A 17,331-nucleotide genomic window follows, 5' to 3' on the forward strand; every position below is an offset into this window, starting at 1 on the left:
TTTTGAGTAAAAAAACAGATAAGGGGAGAATTAAGTGGAACGTGAATTTATGGAGTTTGATGTCGTTATCGTTGGTGCAGGCCCTGCGGGCCTCTCAGCAGCGATTCGTCTTCGCCAACTGGCAGTCGAAAAAGACCAGGATTTGATGGTCTGTGTGGTTGAAAAAGGCTCCGAAGTTGGTGCGCACATCCTATCCGGTGCCGTTTTCGAACCTACCGCATTAAATGAACTCATCCCTGACTGGCAAGAAAAGAATGCTCCTCTGTTAACCAAAGTTTCAGAAGATAATATTTACCTCTTTAGAGGCGAGAATAAATCAATTAAGATTCCAAACCTCTTTGCTCCCAAAACCATGCACAACCATGGTAACTATATCGTCAGCTTGGGTAATGTTTGCCGATGGTTGGCCGAACAAGCTGAAGCATTGGGCGTAGAAATCTTCCCGGGCTTTGCTGCTTCTGAAGTACTCTATAACGAGGACGGCTCAGTAAAGGGTATTGCTACCGGCGATATGGGCATCAGTCGTGACGGTGAGAAGAAAGATAGCTACATGCCAGGCATGGAGCTGCATGCTAAATACACATTGTTTGCAGAAGGCTGCCGTGGACACTTGGGCAAAGAGCTTATTGCAAAATATGAATTAGATAAAGGCAAAGAGCCGCAGCATTACGGCATCGGTATTAAAGAACTGTGGAAAGTTCCTGCTGATCAACATAAAGAAGGCTTGGTGGTGCATACTGCAGGATGGCCTTTAAGCGAATCGGGATCAGCTGGTGGCGGCTTCCTTTACCATATCGAAGACCATCAGGTAGTTGTTGGGTTAATCACTGACCTTTCCTACTCTAATCCACACGTCAGTCCATTTGATGAGTTCCAGCGTTACAAACATCAGGCAGTCATCAAGCAATACCTTGAGGGCGGTGAGCGTATCTCTTACGGAGCTCGAGCTATCACTAAAGGCGGACTTCAATCGCAGCCAAAAATGTCTTTCCCTGGTGGCTTGTTGATTGGCGATGATGCTGGAACCTTGAACTTTGCCAAAATTAAAGGCTCTCACACAGCCATGAAATCCGGCATGATTGCTGCTGAAACGGTTATCAACGCTATTGCCAGCGAAAAAGATAATGATGATTTAGTTGAGTACGCCGATAATTACAAACAGTCTTGGGCTTGGAAAGAACTCCACACACAGCGTAACTTCGGCCCAGCGCAACACAAGTGGGGCAATCTGTTAGGCTCTGCGTATGCCTTTATTGATTTAAATATATTCAATGGCAAGTTGCCTTGGACTTTAAATGACCCTGAACCAGACTATGCACAATTAAAGCTGGCATCAGAGTGCAAAAAAATAAACTATCCAAAACCCGATGGTAAATTATCCTTTGATAAACTGTCCTCGGTCTTTGTCTCCAATACTAATCACGAAGAAGATCAACCGGTACACTTAAAACTTAAAGACCAGTCAATACCGATTGAAGTTAATTTGGAAAAGTTTGACGAGCCGGCTCAGCGCTACTGCCCTGCGGGAGTTTACGAGGTCGTTCGTGACGATGATGGGAATAATCCTAAGTTTATTATTAATGCGCAGAACTGCGTACACTGTAAAACTTGTGATATTAAAGACCCCAGCCAGAACATTCATTGGGTTACTCCAGAAGGAACCGGTGGTCCTAACTATCCTAATATGTAAGCCTGAATTATCACCCATAAAAAAAGCGGCAAATTGCCGCTTTTTTTATGACACTAATTTCATATGGACGGGCTAACTTTTCTTTCTTCTTAAACCAAACAAACTTAAAAGAACAAGCATCATAAATGGAACACTACCACCACCAGAATTATTATCTTCTTCGATATCGCAGCTTTCAACTGCTCCTCCTGTAGGGTCGAGTCTGAAAGCTCTTATCTCTCCATCTTTTGCTCCAAAGCCTATAATTTGACCTGCGTTGTTAATGTCGGTTGCTTCAGTTAATTTCCAACCTGAGTTACATGGAATTAATTCATTGAGATTTTTCATCTCTTCATCTTCATAAATAAAGGCAGCAAACTCATTCAATGTAGGTGCGGATACAAGTGCTCTGCCGACAATTTGTCGGTTATCATTAATAGCTCTAGCTCTAGAGTCAGTAAAATCTGAGCGCAAGAAGCCTAAAAAGGTTAACTCTTCGGAGCCACTCTGTGCATCATAATAAAAAGCTTCTTGATTGTCTCGAGTACCCGAAATGTAGACGCTTCCTACAACCTCATCATGAATATTGATTCCATGGGCAAAAGTAGCACGATTGTCTACGGTTGGAATCTCGCTGATGCTAAAGTTATTATTAGCATCTACAATAAAAGACTGGATAGTAAATTGCCCAGAGTTTGGCACAATTGCGTCGGCAAATCCAATCGCCTTCCCAGAGTTATTAATGGCAGTCATGTACGATTTTCTAGAGACATCATCTGCCAAAGATGGCACCATAAAATAAGTTTGGTCGTTATTATTATATACGAACCCTCTATCAACAGCCTCGTTATCATCTTCTGTATCAACATCAAACATGCCGTAACCCACGATCAAGTTGCTATCATTGATGTCAGAAACACGTGTTTGTGAAAGGTTATCCTTCTCAATTAATTTTTCGATTCCGCCATCAAAAATAATCGCGAAAAGTTTTTCCTGTATTACTGTATTACCGTTTTCTTGTTCCACTTCGCTTAGCTGATTAGCGTAACCCACGGCAATACCAGAAGAATTAATGCCCACAGCCTCACTAAAGGTTCCATCAGTCAGAACACCAAGATCCTCATTGCCTCCTTGCTGAAACTTTACGGCATGACCAAAAAACTCTCTTCCACCATCGTCGGTTTCGGGACCATTAGCAACACCCACAGCAATTCCCTGCTCATTAAGCTTATAGGCTACACTATAATTACCATCAAGACCGCCCAAGTCTACAATCTCATAAGGTGCGGATAAGGCAAGTCCCGTGCTTAATGTAAGCAATGAGGCAAGTAAAGTTTTCTTAAATCGCTTTTGTTTCATTCTATTTCTCTTATATTAACGAATTTGGTGTAATCAATGCACTTCTGTCATGCGACATCAGGATGTCATCATCAGATATCACTCAGCGTCAGGCTGTGATTCTGGCCTGGCGTCTTTAAAGGCGTCTAATGTTAAGCAGTGCTTCTCTACTTCAACCAGACGCGGGTAATCAGTCAAATCGACATTAAAGCGTCGAGCATTGTACATTTGTGCCACAATAAAGACATCCGCTAAAGTAAGCATCTCGCCAAAAGCGAAAAAGCCCTGCTCTTTGTAGCTTTGTAACTCTAGCTCAATCGCTCTGAACCCTTCATGAATCCAGTGTCGGTACCATGTATCTTTAGCTTCATCACTGACATTCAACTCACCCTTCAGATACTTAAGCACTCTCAAGTTATCGAGTGGATGTATGTCGCATGCAACGATTTGACATAAGCTTCTGACTTTAGCTCTCAAAAAAGGTTCATCGGGTAATAACTTTGGCCCCTTGAAACTTTCATCCAAATACTCACAAATTGCCAAGGATTGACTCAGTAGTTTGCCATTGTCATCAAGTAAAGGCACAAGCCCTTGTGGGTTTTGCTCCAGGTATTCGGGCTTATGCTGCTCACCACCATCTTTCACTAAATGAACAGGGATCATTTGGTAAGACAGGCGCTTCACATTAAGCGCAATACGCACTCGGTAGGCTGCCGTTGAGCGCCAGTAACTATAAAGTTTCAGCATAAACCCTCCTGAGTTCTATATTGCGTACTATGCTTTTGGGTCGTACTTTTCAACAACTTGGTTAATTTGCCCGAAAATACTATCGCCATTACTATCAAACATTTCAATCGTAACCCGATCGCCAAACTGCATAAATGGTGTTGTCGGTTTGCCATTGGCAATAATTTCCAGCATGCGAACCTCGGCTAAACACGATGAGCCCGTTGACTGATCTTTGTTCGAAATAGTACCTGATCCAACAATAGTGCCCGCACTTAATGGGCGAGTTTTTGCAGCATGCGCAACCAGAGTTGGAAAGTCAAAAACCATGTCTACACCACAGTCAGGCTTGCCTAATAAGTTTTCATTGAGATGTGTTACTAAAGGTAAATAAACTTTTTTGCCGTCCCACTTATCGCCTAACTCATCAGGAGTCACTGCGACTGGTGAGAATGCAGAAGAAGGTTTTGCCTGGAAAAAGCCGAAGCCTTTAGCTAACTCGCCTGGAATCAGGTTACGCAATGAAACGTCGTTCACTGTCATCAACAAACGAATTTCTTTTTCAGCTTGCTCTGGTGTTGCATCCATTGGCACATCGCCAGTGATTACAGCTACTTCAGCCTCCATATCAATTCCATACTCTTCGCTGGCCATTTTGATTTTCTCACGTGGGCCAAGGAAAGTATCGCTACCGCCTTGATACATCAAAGGGTCTGTCCAGAACGTTTCTGGCATTTCTGCACCACGTGCTTTACGCACTAATTCAACGTGGTTTACATAAGCACTGCCATCGGCCCATTGATAAGCGCGCGGCAAAGGTGACTCACAGGCAGCTTGGTCAAATTCAAAGGCATCATTGGCCTTGCCTTCGTTAAGGTCTGCGTACAATAACTCAAGCTGTGGTTTGAAGTTATCCCAGTCATCTAATGCTGCCTGCATGGTTTTAACAAAGCCAGGTTTAACAGCACGCGTTAAATCACGACTAACGACTACTAATTGCCCATCTCTTGAGTCATCTTTTAATGTTGCTAATTTCATTGTTACTTCCTAAATTCTTATCAAATCAATTGAATGGTATGAATGAAGTTATTTGCTGGCTTTCCAGCTATTACAGTACTCTTCATTTTCAACACTGCTCATCTCATCCGAAACTTCTAGCGCATCGCGAGTATCAATCATCACCGCCACTTCATCGGTTGCTTTCTTGGCATAGTTACGCCCTGCTTCAAATGCTTTTGGGTGTGGACCATGCGTAAAACCAGACGGATGGAATGTGACCATACCAGCATCAATATTGTCGCGGCTGAAGAAATCACCTGCGTGATAAAAAATCACTTCGTCAAAGTCATCGTTATTGTGATAGAAAGGCACTTTCAATGCACCAGGATCCGACTCAATCGGACGCGGCACAAAAGTACAAATCACAAAACGACTAGCGACAAAAGTGGTATGAGCCGATGGTGGCAAATGATAGCGGTGTGACATCAATGGACGAATATCACGCCAGTTGATGCGAACAACCGATAAGTCACCGTGCCAACCGATCGCATCAAGCGGCGAATAGTTGAAGTGGACTTTTGAAAGTTGATCACGACGTTTAATTTCTACCGACCATGGCTTGTCATCCTGCTGCGCCAGAAACTTATCATTGACGCTTGGAACATCCAACATCGCCGGATCGAAAATGGCCTGCGGACCAACCAATCCTTTTTCAGGCAGCTGATAGCTATCGTTGGTCGCTTCGATTAACAGCATAGTCATCGGCTCTTGTGGCTCAAGACGCCACATGGTTCCGCGTGGAATAACCACATAGTCACCATCTCGAATTTCCATATGCCCATAGTCACAGAATAAATCACCTTTACCCTTATGAATAAAAAGCAATTCATCGCCATCGCCATTACGCGCCAATGCTGGCATAGCTTCAGCGCATTCCCAGATACGGAATTTGCAGCTGGCGTTATGCAACAATTCTTTGGCGCTCCAAGGCGAGAGGCTCGCCTTGTCGAGGTCGTTTAAGTCAAACGCTCGTGGGCGTAATGGGCCTTCCCACTTCTCCCACGAAGTTGGCGCACGTTTATGATGAAAGTGTGCGGTTGGACCAAAGAAACCACTTCGCCCTGCTTCGCGCTCGTAGATCGCCTCTTCAGGCAAGTCCGCGTGCGCCTGACGTGAAATGGTTCCTTCTTTATGAGGGAACGCAATCCATTTACGCATCTTAAATCACTCCGCGCTGGATTTGGTCTAACTCGATAGACTCAAACAGTGCTTTAAAGTTTCCTTCACCGAAGCCTTGGTTGCCTTTACGCTGAATGATTTCGAAGAAGATAGGACCAATCACTGTATTAGTGAAGATCTGAAGCAGGATGCCTTCTTCATGATCTAAAGACCCATCAATCAAGATGCGGTTTTTGCGCAATACATCAACGTCTTCATGATGCTCTGGGATACGCTTTGGAATCATATCGTAGTAAGTATCTGGCGTATCCATGAACTTCATGCCACCAGCACGCAAGTCTTCAATAGTCTGATAAATATCGTCTGTTGATAGAGCGATATGCTGGATACCTTCACCGTTGTATTCTTTCAAGAACTCTTCAATCTGTGATTTCTCATCTGAAGATTCGTTGATTGGAATACGCAGCTTGTTGCATGGGCCAGTCATTGCTTTTGAGAATAGACCCGTTTGCTTACCTTTAATATCAAAGTAGCGGATTTCGCGGAAGTTGGCGATGTTTTCATAGAAAGTTGCCCAAACGTCCATACCACCACGTTTAACGTTATGTGTTAAATGGTCAAGGGTAAGCAGGCCTCTGCCTTTAGGAAATTTCTCGACGCCATCATAGTACTCAAAGTCGTCATCATAGAAACTGTTCGGCTTATTGCCCCATTTATCAATGAAGTACAGCACCGAGCCACCGATACCATAAACTCCAGGGTGAGACATGTGCTCTTCCTGATCAAAAGGCTTGGCACCTTTTTCTACCGCATAATCAAAGGCTTTTTGTGCATCTTCTACACGCCATGCCATAGCACAGGCGCAAGGACCGTGATCTTTACTAAACTCATGGAAGTAACCACTCATTTCGCTATTCACGATGAAGTTGATGTCGCCCTGACGGAATAAAACCGCATTCTTAGATTTATGCTTGGCGATTTCGGTAAAACCTAGTAACTGGAATAATTCTTTTAACTTCTCAACGCCCTCTTCATTTGGCGCTGTGTATTCAACAAACTCAAAACCATCGGTGCCTAGCGGATTAAATGTTGTATCAGTCATGTTTGACTCCTAAATCTTATGTGAGGCTTAACTCTTCTGTTCTAAACCTCGAATTTAAAGCTATGTGGCGAATGTAAACTATCTTGTACTAACATTCGCCTATTTAAAGGGTTGGTCCATAATTTTAATAACTGGATGAAAGATTACAGACCCGGCGCAGGAAACCATACGCTAAGAAACTGAACGCTAGCTCCATTGAGCGCGAATTTGGTCGGCAACGATAAACGTTGGTGTGATTTGTTTGGTAAACATCAATAACATATAGTTTTTTTGCCCTGTAACAGCTTGATTTTAAAGTAGCTATTTACGATCCCTTCATTATGCAACAGCCCGCCAATATTAACAATATCGCGGGCTGCTTCGGTAGAATGTTCAGCTATATCTTAACTGGCCATTTTCTCTTCTTTTGGTGGAAACAATGGTTTATGCAAACCTAAACGCTTGGCCTCTTTCACCATCGCCATGACGTCAGAGTTAGCTAATTCAAAAAGTTGCTTGAAATCATCCAGCACGAAGTACTGCGGCTGCATGATATCGATACGATATGGGGTACGCAGCATATCAATCGGATCAAAAGGCTTACGAATCACTTCTGGGTCTTCCAGGCTATGCGGCGTCTCACCAATTGATGACAAAATACCACCACCGTATATACGCTGACCTTCTGCAGTATTAATCAAACCGAATTCAACAGTGAACCAATATAGGCGAGCAAGGAAAACTCGGTCTTCTTTTGACGCTTCATAGCCTAATTTACCGTAAGCACTGGTAAATTCTGCAAAATAAGGGTTGGTGAGCATGGCGCAGTGGCCAAAAATTTCATGAAAAACATCAGGTTCTTGCAGATAGTCCATTTCTTCACGGGTACGAATAAAAGTCGCACAAGGGAATTTTTTATCCGCCAACAAAGCAAAGAATTTATCGAAATTAATTAAAGCAGGAACCCAGGCCACTTCCCAGCCGGTTTCCTTTCTAAGTACGCTGGAAACCTCTTCTAACTGTGGAATGCGGTCTTTAGGTAAGTTAATCTTATCAAGTCCTTCGAAATACTCTGGACAGGCACGACCTTTGATCAGCTTCTCCTGGCGTGTGATTAACTCATGCCAAACCTGATGTTCTTCGTCTGTATAGTGAATAAAGCCATCTTCATCCATTGGACGAGCTTTATACTTGGTACCTGTACCCATGTAACTACCTCTTCAATGTTTCAATTAGTTTATCTAACCTTTATCTAACTTCGCGCATCTCGCGGCACATTATCAATACCTTGGACCACGAAAACAAGTAAAAATTGCCAAACATTTCAATTAACCGACGGAACTTTTAAGTGCCTTGCAATACTAAAGTTTAGTAACACTTTTCACATGAATTACACTTTAAGTTACATAAGCTTCTTGATATAAATTCCATCGCTAATTTATTTAACAAACAACCCACGCAAAACGTACCTAAACAGAAAACAAACGATGCAAAATATTCAAACAAGCGTATTGTATAAGAACGACACTCAAATTAACGTAAACCTGCAATTAGTCACTCAAGGATGTTAATGACAATGCGAACATTAGCTATTGCTTTATCTCTTACCATTGTAACCCTTTTTAATATAGCACAGGCCAAACCAGCCTATACCACGGACCAACAAGCCTATCTAGAAGCTGAAAAGGCCTTTAAACAAGGAAAAAGTACAGAATACCAAAAGCTCAAGCAGAGCCTTGCTAACTATGCGCTACTTCCTTATCTGGAATACGAAGAAATAAAGAAAAACCTCAATAAAAACAGCCGACAAGCAGTGGACGACTTTATTCAAAAATACGAGTCTTCACCACTAAGCAACAGGCTTCGTTGGGACTTTGTACGCTTGCTCGCTAAGGCAAACAAATACGACTTGATGGCACAGTACTACTCCTTTGGTTCTGTCACTAGCTATGACTGCATGTTGTTAAACCACCAGCTCAAACAGGGAAAGCCTATCAGCGCTTTATCCGAACAGATCTCCAATTTATGGAATGTGTCTAAATCACAACCTAAAGAGTGCGATAGTGTTTTTGAGAAATGGATTGATAACAATCAGTTACAACAGGATATCGCCTATCAACGATTTTATCAGACCGCTCACGAAGGTCCTGTAGGCTTACTCAGTTATCTTAAGCGCTACCTGCCTCGCGATGAACAATACCTAGCTGACCTATGGCTGAAAGTTCGCCGTAACCCTAAAGTAGTCACCCGCTCTAACTTTTTTCCAGGCAAAAACCCTGAGAAGGAAGCCAGTCTTTTGGTCTATGCCGTTAAGCGCTTAGCCTGGGATGATCGTGACGATGCTTATAGTGCCTGGAAGCGGACACAAAGCCGAATTCCCTTGGCTGGAGGCCACACATCTGATGTAGAAAGAACGCTGTTCCTTGCTCTTGCTACCGAAAATAACGCTAAAGCTGTTGATATGGCTAAAGACCATATTAATGACTATTTAGATGATGAACTGGTCAATCACTGGAAGTTGGTCACTTTATTAAGAACCGAAAATTGGCAAACCATTACCGAGCTGTATGATCTATTACCTTTTGAACAACAAAGTAGCGAGCAATGGCGCTACTGGTATGCCGTATCGTTAGATCATCTGGGAAAAAAAGAAGAAGCCAAGATTCTACTAAGCGATCTAGCAAAGGAACGTGATTATTATGGTTATAAAGCAGCCACAAGACTAAAGCTTCCAATTCTTCTCAATCACACTCCTCTGATCATCCCCGAAGAAACTATGAACTCTGTCCGTCAATCAGCTAATGTCGAGCGTGCAAAAGAATTATACGCCATCGAGCGCTACCTTGATGCTAGCCGAGAATGGCGAAGCCTAATGAGCAAACTGGAATCACCGCAAGAGTTTCATGCTGCTGCGGTGATAGCAAACCAATGGGGCTGGTATAACCAAAGCATTCTAACCATTGCCAGAGCTCAGTCGTGGGATGATACAGACATTCGTTTTCCAACGGCTTTTAAAGATGACTACATTAGAATGGGCAAGCAGGTGCAACTACCACCTCACTGGCTAATGGGAGTTGCTCGACAAGAAAGTGCTTACGGACCAAGGGCTGTTTCGCCCGCTGGAGCTTACGGCTTAATGCAGGTAATGCCCAATACAGCGAAAACCTTCGCACGGAAGTTCCAGATCCCCTATTCGCATCGCAGTGACTTGTTAGATCCGGCAATCAACATTCAAATGGGCAGTCGCTACCTGCAAATGCGCTACGAAGAACTTGAACAGAACCCTATTTATGCTTCAGCCGCCTATAACGCCGGTAAGAGCAGGATTGAACAATGGAAAACATTTGGTCGTTACCCAACGGAAATCTGGATAGAGGCGATTCCGTACACTGAAACTCGCGAATACATTAAGCGTGTTATGACCTATCGCCAAGTATATGCTCTCAAGCTCGGGCTTGATGACGATATATTTGAGTATATTTTAACCACCGAAACTGGTGACAAAAAATAAAGGCGCCAATTGGCGCCTTTTGCATTTCACACTCGGTAAACACCTTAGAAATACCTTTCGAAACTAATCGACAAATAGTCATCATTTCTGAATGGGTATAAAAAGCTATCCATAGGCCTAGTTTCGTCAATTCCCTCAAACCAACGTCCTTCAATCACCAGCTTCCAGCTATCCCCTAACCGGCGACTGGCTTCAAGATTAATAAACTGTTGGTTTTCCGCATATGAGTACCCCAACAATACTTCTGTCGATGGAATATCATTCATGGCCAAGCGTAACCCCCCGACCCAGATATCTTCCTGTCTAAAACCTCCAGGAAGCACATCACGGGAATCATACTGATACTCCATGATCACTCCTAAATCCGCACCGGATTCAGTAATCCCATAAAATGAATACTCAAATCCGCCAACTGCTGCCGAGTAACGACCTTGCTCAAAGCCCGAACGCGACATAGCCTCAAGCTTCCATAACCAGGCACCTTTGGTTGCTTGAACATCGATACTGGTTTGATCAATGGTTACATAAACAGGCCTTAACTTAAGATCTTGTGGATTGCTGCTATCCAGTACAAATTGTGGATCACGACTGGTTCCTGAAAAATGTGCAATACCAATATCCCAGTCCCCGATCCAATGCGACCAGCGGATAGCACCATCTAGTCTCGACTTACCATCTGGATCAGCATAGATCGGATTGTCAGTATCAATCACATAAGGAAAACGCAGTCGTCCCTCTTCGCCAGCAAAAGTTCTCTCGCGGAAACCGGGTAAGGCAAAAATGCTCAGCAAGCCCCAATCGCGTTCAGTAGATAATGTGAGCAGAGGCTGACCAAGCTTGTCCTCACCATCGATATTTTCGACAAAATCAGTCTGATTAATGATATCCACTAAGTGTTGTGATTCAGCAACTCCCCAAAACACTTTGCCAATCCCAGCCTTAACGTCCCACTCATCACCAACGTATTGCAACATCAGCTCACGAATATCGCCATGAGTACGCTCGTTGTCCATGCTGTCCCATCGATAGAATGGCTTGAAAACTAGGCTGAGATTGTGTTCATCCCAGCTATGGTAAAATTCAGGCTCAATCATAATTGAAGCGAGCTCCTGATCCTGCCCAAAGTCACCCTCTTCAAAATAATACCTCACGTCTGTGGCAACAACGCCCCGCCACTCAGCAGACAAAGACGGTAAACTTAATAAAATCAATACACTAGAAATGATAGCTTTCAGCAGTTTGGTGGTAGACATTTTCTTCCATACTAGTTGGTCTGTTATTTGTCGCCATTGTAAATAATGAAGGGCCGAAATACTAGCTGCCATTGTTTGTTAATCCACGTCGCATAATAGACAATATCAATTGTCGATATCGTGCATTTTTTAAACAATATTGATACTCTGAACACATAGCAATAAAGGAGGTCACATGGCACAAGAACTACTGCCCTTACGTGGCCATTGGTATAAACGTTCAGACCTAAACACTATCTTTGAAGTCGTCGCGATTGACGACGATGACGGAACCATTGAAGTTCAGTACTTCGGTGGTGAAATTGAGGAACTAGACTTACACAGCTGGGAATTGCTTGAACTGAGTCAAGCAGCCCCGCCTGAAGACTGGAGCGGTGCTTTAGAGGTAGACGATTATACCCTTGGCGATGAACTCGAATTAGCACCAGGCTCATTAGACGATGTTTTAAACATTATCGACTCCAATGACCATTAAAATTGAATTAACAACCAATAATTCAATTCCTTACAGCTAAAAGAACATAAAACACTTAAACGCTAGCCATCACCTGCTCATTCGCTATAATCTAAAAAACAAAAGATAAGCTCCTCACTTTATGACAGAGTCGTTTTCCACCTGGGCAGATGCTCTAGCGGCAGTAAAAAAACAAGACTTTTTCCAGAACCTATTAGACTTGGTGCAATCTGAGCGACAAGCTGGCAAAACCATTTACCCACCCCAAGACCGTATCTTCGCCGCACTAAAACTGACGGAGCTAAAAGATGTCAAAGTCGTCATCTTGGGACAGGATCCCTATCACGGCCCCAACCAGGCTAATGGCTTATGCTTCTCAGTCAATCCCAATCAGCCTCTACCTCCTTCCCTGCGAAACATCTATAAAGAGCTTGCAAGTGATTTACAGTGCCCCATACCCATTAACGGCGACTTATCTCACTGGGCGACACAGGGAGTACTGCTTCTCAACACGGTATTAACAGTGGAAGCCGGCCAGGCAAACTCACATAAAGGGCGAGGCTGGGAAATCTTTACTGATGAGGTGATAAAAAGTCTCAATAAGGCCCCACAGCCCATTGTATTCTTGCTATGGGGGTCACAGGCTCAGGCCAAATCCAGCTTGATAAATAACCCTAAACACACTATCTTAAGCGCTCCGCATCCGTCGCCTCTTTCGGCACACCGCGGTTTTTTTGGCTGTAACCATTTTTCAAAAACGAATCAAATACTTGTTGATAATAACCAAACACCGATAGAATGGATTTAGGCTCATCTCAAAATACAAGTATAGCTGGCGTTACCAAGATAGATTTTATATAACTACATGAATAATCATAGTTTTAGTGCGCATCTGTAACAAGGAATATAGAAATATTGATGGATTATGAACTGCTTTTTTAGGGCTTTTAAAAACACCTCCTATCTGCTCATAGCTTTACTCCTATTTGCGGGCGGGTTTCGTTTTGCCTATTCGGCAGAGCCCCAAGTTTCAAAGGGTGACAATGAGCCACTCCATGAAAAAAAACAAATCACTATCATTGCTCAGCACTTCTCTAGCCACTTCTCTAATATTGCAAAAAGCTTATCGCTTTCCTCTTTATCTGATACCCATAGAGTGGTTAACATGTCGCTATCTGACTGGAAGCAGCAGCAACCTGAATCAGCACTCATTATTAGCTTAGGCCGTTCCCCGCTAGAAGAGCTGGTTAAAACAGGGTATGAGGAGCCTATTTTAGCCGCAGTGATCACTTATCAGGACTTCAGGGAAATTGTTACACAGGAGTCCGCTCAAAATAGCTTAAGTGCAATATTCTACGACCCAGATCCTTTAAGGCAGCTCATATTAGGTAAATTATTGCTGCCATTTTCAGACGCTGTAGGCGTTATGCACTCAATGGAAACTCCTTTCTTTATTGAAGAATACCAAGCCATAACAGAAACCTTAGGCTTATCACTGAATGCCATACCACTAAAGCAAACGACCGAGGTGGCTATTCAGTTCCCCAGACTGGTCCAGAAGGCCGACTTTATCATTGCTCAACCTGACTCAGTAATTTATAACAGTCAGACATTACCTAGAGTCCTGTTAACCAGTTATAGGCAAAGAAAAGTGGTCATAGGTTATTCAACTGGTATTGTTAAAGCAGGCGCAGTAGCAACCACCTATACTACAGCAGAAATGCTGATTGATGACCTAGAAGAATCAGCTCTGGAGATATTGAGTAATAAAAAAGACTCGTTTACCAGGCATAGCAAATATTATGATATCAGTTACAATCTTGAGGTAGCTAATTCACTGGGACTGGATATAATTTCTAAAGAAGAACTACAAACAAAAATTGCAGAGCTATATCTAGAACCCCTAAACGAGACCAACTCCCAATAAACAGGTACTGCCTTTGAGACGCTCTAAATATGTCAATCAATATAATCTGGCTTTCATAGTTGCGGTTATTACGTTACTGCTACTTGCCAATTATCTGTTTACAATTCTGACGCAAAAACAGCACTTGTTTCAGCAACAAAACTTAAGCCAGTCTATCCTATCTAACCTGACAATCGAACTGGAGTATGGCTTATCTTTTGGTAACAAAGTTGACTTGAAAAACTCACTGGAAGCACTAAGAGATAATAAAGGCGTCGCAATAATAACGGTTTATGATAACCAAAAAAATACGATGGCAGAGTTGGATAACAGAGAGTCTTTATCCATTCCCGATGACCAAGAATTGATCGAAATAATCAAACCGATCGATCAGAGCCCAAGTAGCTCACTGAGCGACTCTTTGCTGCTCAATGAAGAAATCCTCAAAAGTGTTAAACTTGAGCGACGCTTGGGTGAAGTCAGGCTGGGCATGACGCCTCTTGCATACAGTCAAGTCTCTGAAGTTCTGCAAAACTATAGAATGGCGCTTAGCGGCTCCATCATATTACTCATGGCCATGCTTTGGATCTATATGTACTACCGACTAAGCTATACCAGTCGAGTCATGAAAAAAATGACTGAATCACTCAATCAATCAGTCTTACCACGTAATATACTTTATAACATTAAGACACGTGAAGCACAGGCATTAACAAAAGCTATTATTGATGTATTCCTACACAACAAAAATCTTGAGCATCAATTAACTTTACTTAAAACCGAAGTGACCCAAGCGAGAAAAGATGCCAATACTGAGCTGCAGGAGTTTTTAGGCTTTTTATTGAAAAACCCCATCGAACATGATGATGAAACCATTCAACTTTTTTATCAGTCTATTACTCAGGAGATGGGTGACAGAAAAAGTTCTATCTGGTCTAGAGACTTGCTCAAACAAGTCATCACTGAACTATCCAGCTTAACAAAAAATGAAAACGTTATTATTTATGATAATTACGGTGGAGACCGAATTAATAGACAGGTGATTATCGATAAAGATAACTTTAAACGTTTTTTGTTGTTATTACTACAAGAATTGGTAACAGTCTGCAAAGGTTATCAGTTAACAGTCTCTTTTGACCAAAGACAAGCACTTAATGATGCTACCGTATTGCGTATTGCCATTGACTCTGATGCGCCAAACTTTATTCAAGGTCTCAATACACAAAGCTTGTTCCACTTTACACATGATGCACCCGTAACTTGTTATAGCAACAATATCCACCTCATTGCAGCGAAGCATCTCCTTAGAAAATTTGGCGGTGAATATTTTTACTTCGAGAAGGAGGTTAGATTAGAGATTCCTGTAGCGACACTGGCAACTGATGAGCCTGAAGTTTGGACTGATAGTGTTAGCCCCATTGATACTAATATCAGCGCCTTAATTTTCGACTCTGATCCGATTGATAAGATGGTATTGCTGGGATATTTAGAAAAGCTTGGTGTCATGACGGATAAAGCCTCAACCAAACAAGTAATCCTACAAAAAATCCGTCACGAAAGGTTCGATGTAATCATGGTGAACTCTGACTTTTTTAATGAGCCAGATCCATTCTTTTTTACCAACCTGCTAAGCGAGCTCAACCAGCAGGCTGTACCAATAAAGATTCTTGTCATTAGCAGTGACAGCGATGTACAGAATAACGAGCTGTTTAAATCTCTAAATGCCAGTTATATTGCCAAACCTATTGATATTCACGAGCTAAAATCAAAGCTTATTAAGCTATGCACTGACTCAGACGATTAATAGCTTTATGATATTGATGTCTTATTCTTTCTTCATTTCGATGAACTCCATCGCTAACCTGGCACTCACCATTAACCCAGACTGAGCGAATAACATCATTGTTGAACTGATGATTAAAAATAAAGGCATCAATCAATTGGTGATCACTTTTTCCTAACAATGCAAAACTCTCAGGGTTTAACTCAATAAAGTCTGCTTTGTTGCCTACCTTAATGGCCCCTGCTTTACGACCAAGGGATTGCGCCCCTGCTCCCGCTGCCTGTTGCCATAACCACAAGCCATTAGAACTGTTCTCTTTTTCAACCAACAAAGTGCGCGACTGCTGTGCTAATCGCTGTTGATACTCAAGCCAACGCAACTCTTCAACCGCATCAACTGAAATATGGCTGTCACTTCCGACTGACCAGCGACCTTGATGCTTTCTGTAATCCAGCATTGGGAAAAAACCATCACCAAGATTGGCTTCCGTTGTAGTGCAGATTGCGGCAACGGCGTTCGATTGAGCGACTCTTTGCGTTTCTTGCTCTGTCATATGAGTGGCATGAACCAAACACCAACGCTCACTCACATTCAGATTATCCAGCAACCACTCGACTGGTCGCTTGCCATGAAAAGCTAAACAATCATTTACTTCTTTCATCTGTTCAGCGATATGTATATGAATAGGAGCTTTGTCATTAAGCGAGTTTAAATGGTCAATTGCGAAACTTAAGTCCTGTTGATTTACGGCGCGAAGTGAATGAGGCGCGATACCAAAAGACTGCTGATATTGCTCAGACAGTTTCGCCACATTATCAATCAAGGTCGCATAAGCTTGTTGGTCATGAATAAAACGCTTCTGTCCATCGTTTGGAGCCTGCTCCCCAAAGCCGCTATAACGATAGAAAACCGGCAATAGTGTAAGACCTATACCAGATTCTTTGGCTGACTCAAGAATGCGCTGCGACATTTCAGCAGGATTGTCGTAGGCTGCACCGTTAGTATTATGGTGCAAATAATGGAATTCACCGACCGAGGTATAACCCGCTTTCAGCATTTGCATGTAAAGCGCTGAAGCTATCGCCTGCAAATCTTCGGGGCTGATGGCATCAACAAAACCGTACATCGCCTGACGCCAGGTCCAGAAACTATCACCTCCCTTGCCACTTTTTTCGCCTAAGCCCGCCATCGCCCATTGAAAGGCATGAGAGTGACTGTTTGGTAAGCCTGGAATCACACTGCCCTGCAACTGTACGCCAGAAAAATCAGCATCAAGCCGCGAGTCAGGTTTCAATTCTAAGACAACGCCATTACAATCTAGCTTGATTAAAACATCTTTAGCCCAACCCGACTCGGTGAGAAGGTGTTTGGCAAACAGTTGCTTATCATTGTTTTCAGGCATAATAGCGTCAATCCAAAGTTGAAAGTAAAG

General features: G+C 42.8%; 14 protein-coding genes. 6 read left to right on the forward strand and 8 right to left on the reverse strand.

From position 1 onward, the window contains the following. Positions 1–34 precede the first annotated feature (34 nt). Positions 35–1,690 carry an electron transfer flavoprotein-ubiquinone oxidoreductase gene (locus tag KKOR_RS07590; RefSeq protein ID WP_041296031.1) on the forward strand — a complete coding sequence of 552 codons (1,656 nt, stop codon included), beginning with the start codon at positions 35–37 and terminating at the stop codon, positions 1,688–1,690. 72 nt (positions 1,691–1,762) lie between these two features. On the opposite strand, the gene KKOR_RS07595 is transcribed toward KKOR_RS07590, so the two are convergent. From KKOR_RS07595 to phhA, 6 genes are all read right to left on the reverse strand, one after another. Then, entirely contained in the window at positions 1,763–3,028 is a 1,266-nt protein-coding gene (locus KKOR_RS07595) for a DUF3466 family protein (protein ID WP_012801441.1), read from the reverse strand. Positions 3,029–3,106: 78 nt separating this feature from the next. After that, positions 3,107–3,754 carry a maleylacetoacetate isomerase gene (gene maiA, locus KKOR_RS07600; protein WP_012801442.1) on the reverse strand — a complete coding sequence of 216 codons (648 nt, stop codon included), beginning with the start codon at positions 3,752–3,754 and terminating at the stop codon, positions 3,107–3,109. 27 nt (positions 3,755–3,781) lie between these two features. Then, positions 3,782–4,771 carry a fumarylacetoacetate hydrolase family protein gene (locus KKOR_RS07605; protein ID WP_012801443.1) on the reverse strand — a complete coding sequence of 330 codons (990 nt, stop codon included), beginning with the start codon at positions 4,769–4,771 and terminating at the stop codon, positions 3,782–3,784. Between the two features lie 48 nt (positions 4,772–4,819). Then, on the reverse strand, positions 4,820–5,950 hold the full coding sequence (locus KKOR_RS07610) for a homogentisate 1,2-dioxygenase (protein ID WP_012801444.1): 1,131 nt from the start codon (positions 5,948–5,950) through the stop codon (positions 4,820–4,822). A 1-nt stretch (position 5,951) separates the two neighbouring features. After that, positions 5,952–7,013 carry a 4-hydroxyphenylpyruvate dioxygenase gene (gene hppD / locus KKOR_RS07615; protein ID WP_012801445.1) on the reverse strand — a complete coding sequence of 354 codons (1,062 nt, stop codon included), beginning with the start codon at positions 7,011–7,013 and terminating at the stop codon, positions 5,952–5,954. A gap of 383 nt (positions 7,014–7,396) precedes the next feature. Continuing rightward, complete coding sequence (phhA, locus tag KKOR_RS07620) at positions 7,397–8,200, reverse strand: phenylalanine 4-monooxygenase (RefSeq protein WP_012801446.1); 804 nt, start codon at positions 8,198–8,200, stop codon at positions 7,397–7,399. Between the two features lie 362 nt (positions 8,201–8,562). Here phhA and KKOR_RS07625 point away from each other — a divergent pair, with 362 nt between their 5' ends. Next, complete coding sequence (locus KKOR_RS07625) at positions 8,563–10,503, forward strand: transglycosylase SLT domain-containing protein (protein ID WP_012801447.1); 1,941 nt, start codon at positions 8,563–8,565, stop codon at positions 10,501–10,503. 44 nt (positions 10,504–10,547) lie between these two features. Here KKOR_RS07625 and KKOR_RS07630 read toward each other — a convergent pair whose 3' ends face one another. After that, positions 10,548–11,756: a hypothetical protein gene (locus KKOR_RS07630; RefSeq protein ID WP_041296032.1), complete on the reverse strand. Its 1,209-nt coding sequence runs from the start codon at positions 11,754–11,756 to the stop codon at positions 10,548–10,550. A gap of 175 nt (positions 11,757–11,931) precedes the next feature. Here KKOR_RS07630 and KKOR_RS07635 point away from each other — a divergent pair, with 175 nt between their 5' ends. From KKOR_RS07635 to KKOR_RS07650, 4 genes are all read left to right on the forward strand, one after another. Beyond that, positions 11,932–12,231: a DUF6763 family protein gene (locus tag KKOR_RS07635; RefSeq protein ID WP_012801449.1), complete on the forward strand. Its 300-nt coding sequence runs from the start codon at positions 11,932–11,934 to the stop codon at positions 12,229–12,231. Between the two features lie 121 nt (positions 12,232–12,352). After that, positions 12,353–13,018 carry a uracil-DNA glycosylase gene (gene ung / locus KKOR_RS07640; RefSeq protein WP_012801450.1) on the forward strand — a complete coding sequence of 222 codons (666 nt, stop codon included), beginning with the start codon at positions 12,353–12,355 and terminating at the stop codon, positions 13,016–13,018. Between the two features lie 357 nt (positions 13,019–13,375). Next, a complete protein-coding gene (locus KKOR_RS07645; RefSeq protein ID WP_228638547.1) occupies positions 13,376–14,137 on the forward strand; it encodes an ABC transporter substrate-binding protein in 762 nt (253 codons plus the stop codon). A 13-nt stretch (positions 14,138–14,150) separates the two neighbouring features. Then, complete coding sequence (locus KKOR_RS07650) at positions 14,151–15,920, forward strand: PleD family two-component system response regulator (protein WP_012801452.1); 1,770 nt, start codon at positions 14,151–14,153, stop codon at positions 15,918–15,920. On the opposite strand, the gene KKOR_RS07655 is transcribed toward KKOR_RS07650, so the two are convergent. After that, complete coding sequence (locus KKOR_RS07655) at positions 15,892–17,301, reverse strand: formimidoylglutamate deiminase (protein WP_012801453.1); 1,410 nt, start codon at positions 17,299–17,301, stop codon at positions 15,892–15,894. The genes KKOR_RS07650 and KKOR_RS07655 overlap by 29 nt on opposite strands. Positions 17,302–17,331 lie beyond the last annotated feature (30 nt).

The organism is Kangiella koreensis DSM 16069 (assembly GCF_000024085.1).
GTDB lineage: Bacteria > Pseudomonadota > Gammaproteobacteria > Enterobacterales > Kangiellaceae > Kangiella > Kangiella koreensis.

Excerpts from the sequence above, each read along its gene's own strand:
- KKOR_RS07635 (WP_012801449.1), top strand. The coding sequence starts at position 11,932 with ATGGCACAAGAACTACTGCCCTTACGTGGCCATTGGTATAAACGTTCA.
- KKOR_RS07625 (WP_012801447.1), top strand. The coding sequence starts at position 8,563 with ATGACAATGCGAACATTAGCTATTGCTTTATCTCTTACCATTGTAACC.
- KKOR_RS07595 (WP_012801441.1), bottom strand. The coding sequence starts at position 3,028 with ATGAAACAAAAGCGATTTAAGAAAACTTTACTTGCCTCATTGCTTACA.
- KKOR_RS07655 (WP_012801453.1), bottom strand. The coding sequence starts at position 17,301 with ATGCCTGAAAACAATGATAAGCAACTGTTTGCCAAACACCTTCTCACC.
- KKOR_RS07610 (WP_012801444.1), bottom strand. The coding sequence starts at position 5,950 with ATGCGTAAATGGATTGCGTTCCCTCATAAAGAAGGAACCATTTCACGT.
- KKOR_RS07630 (WP_041296032.1), bottom strand. The coding sequence starts at position 11,756 with ATGTCTACCACCAAACTGCTGAAAGCTATCATTTCTAGTGTATTGATT.
- phhA (WP_012801446.1), bottom strand. The coding sequence starts at position 8,200 with ATGGGTACAGGTACCAAGTATAAAGCTCGTCCAATGGATGAAGATGGC.
- KKOR_RS07645 (WP_228638547.1), top strand. The coding sequence starts at position 13,376 with ATGTCGCTATCTGACTGGAAGCAGCAGCAACCTGAATCAGCACTCATT.
- KKOR_RS07605 (WP_012801443.1), bottom strand. The coding sequence starts at position 4,771 with ATGAAATTAGCAACATTAAAAGATGACTCAAGAGATGGGCAATTAGTA.
- maiA (WP_012801442.1), bottom strand. The coding sequence starts at position 3,754 with ATGCTGAAACTTTATAGTTACTGGCGCTCAACGGCAGCCTACCGAGTG.
- hppD (WP_012801445.1), bottom strand. The coding sequence starts at position 7,013 with ATGACTGATACAACATTTAATCCGCTAGGCACCGATGGTTTTGAGTTT.
- ung (WP_012801450.1), top strand. The coding sequence starts at position 12,353 with ATGACAGAGTCGTTTTCCACCTGGGCAGATGCTCTAGCGGCAGTAAAA.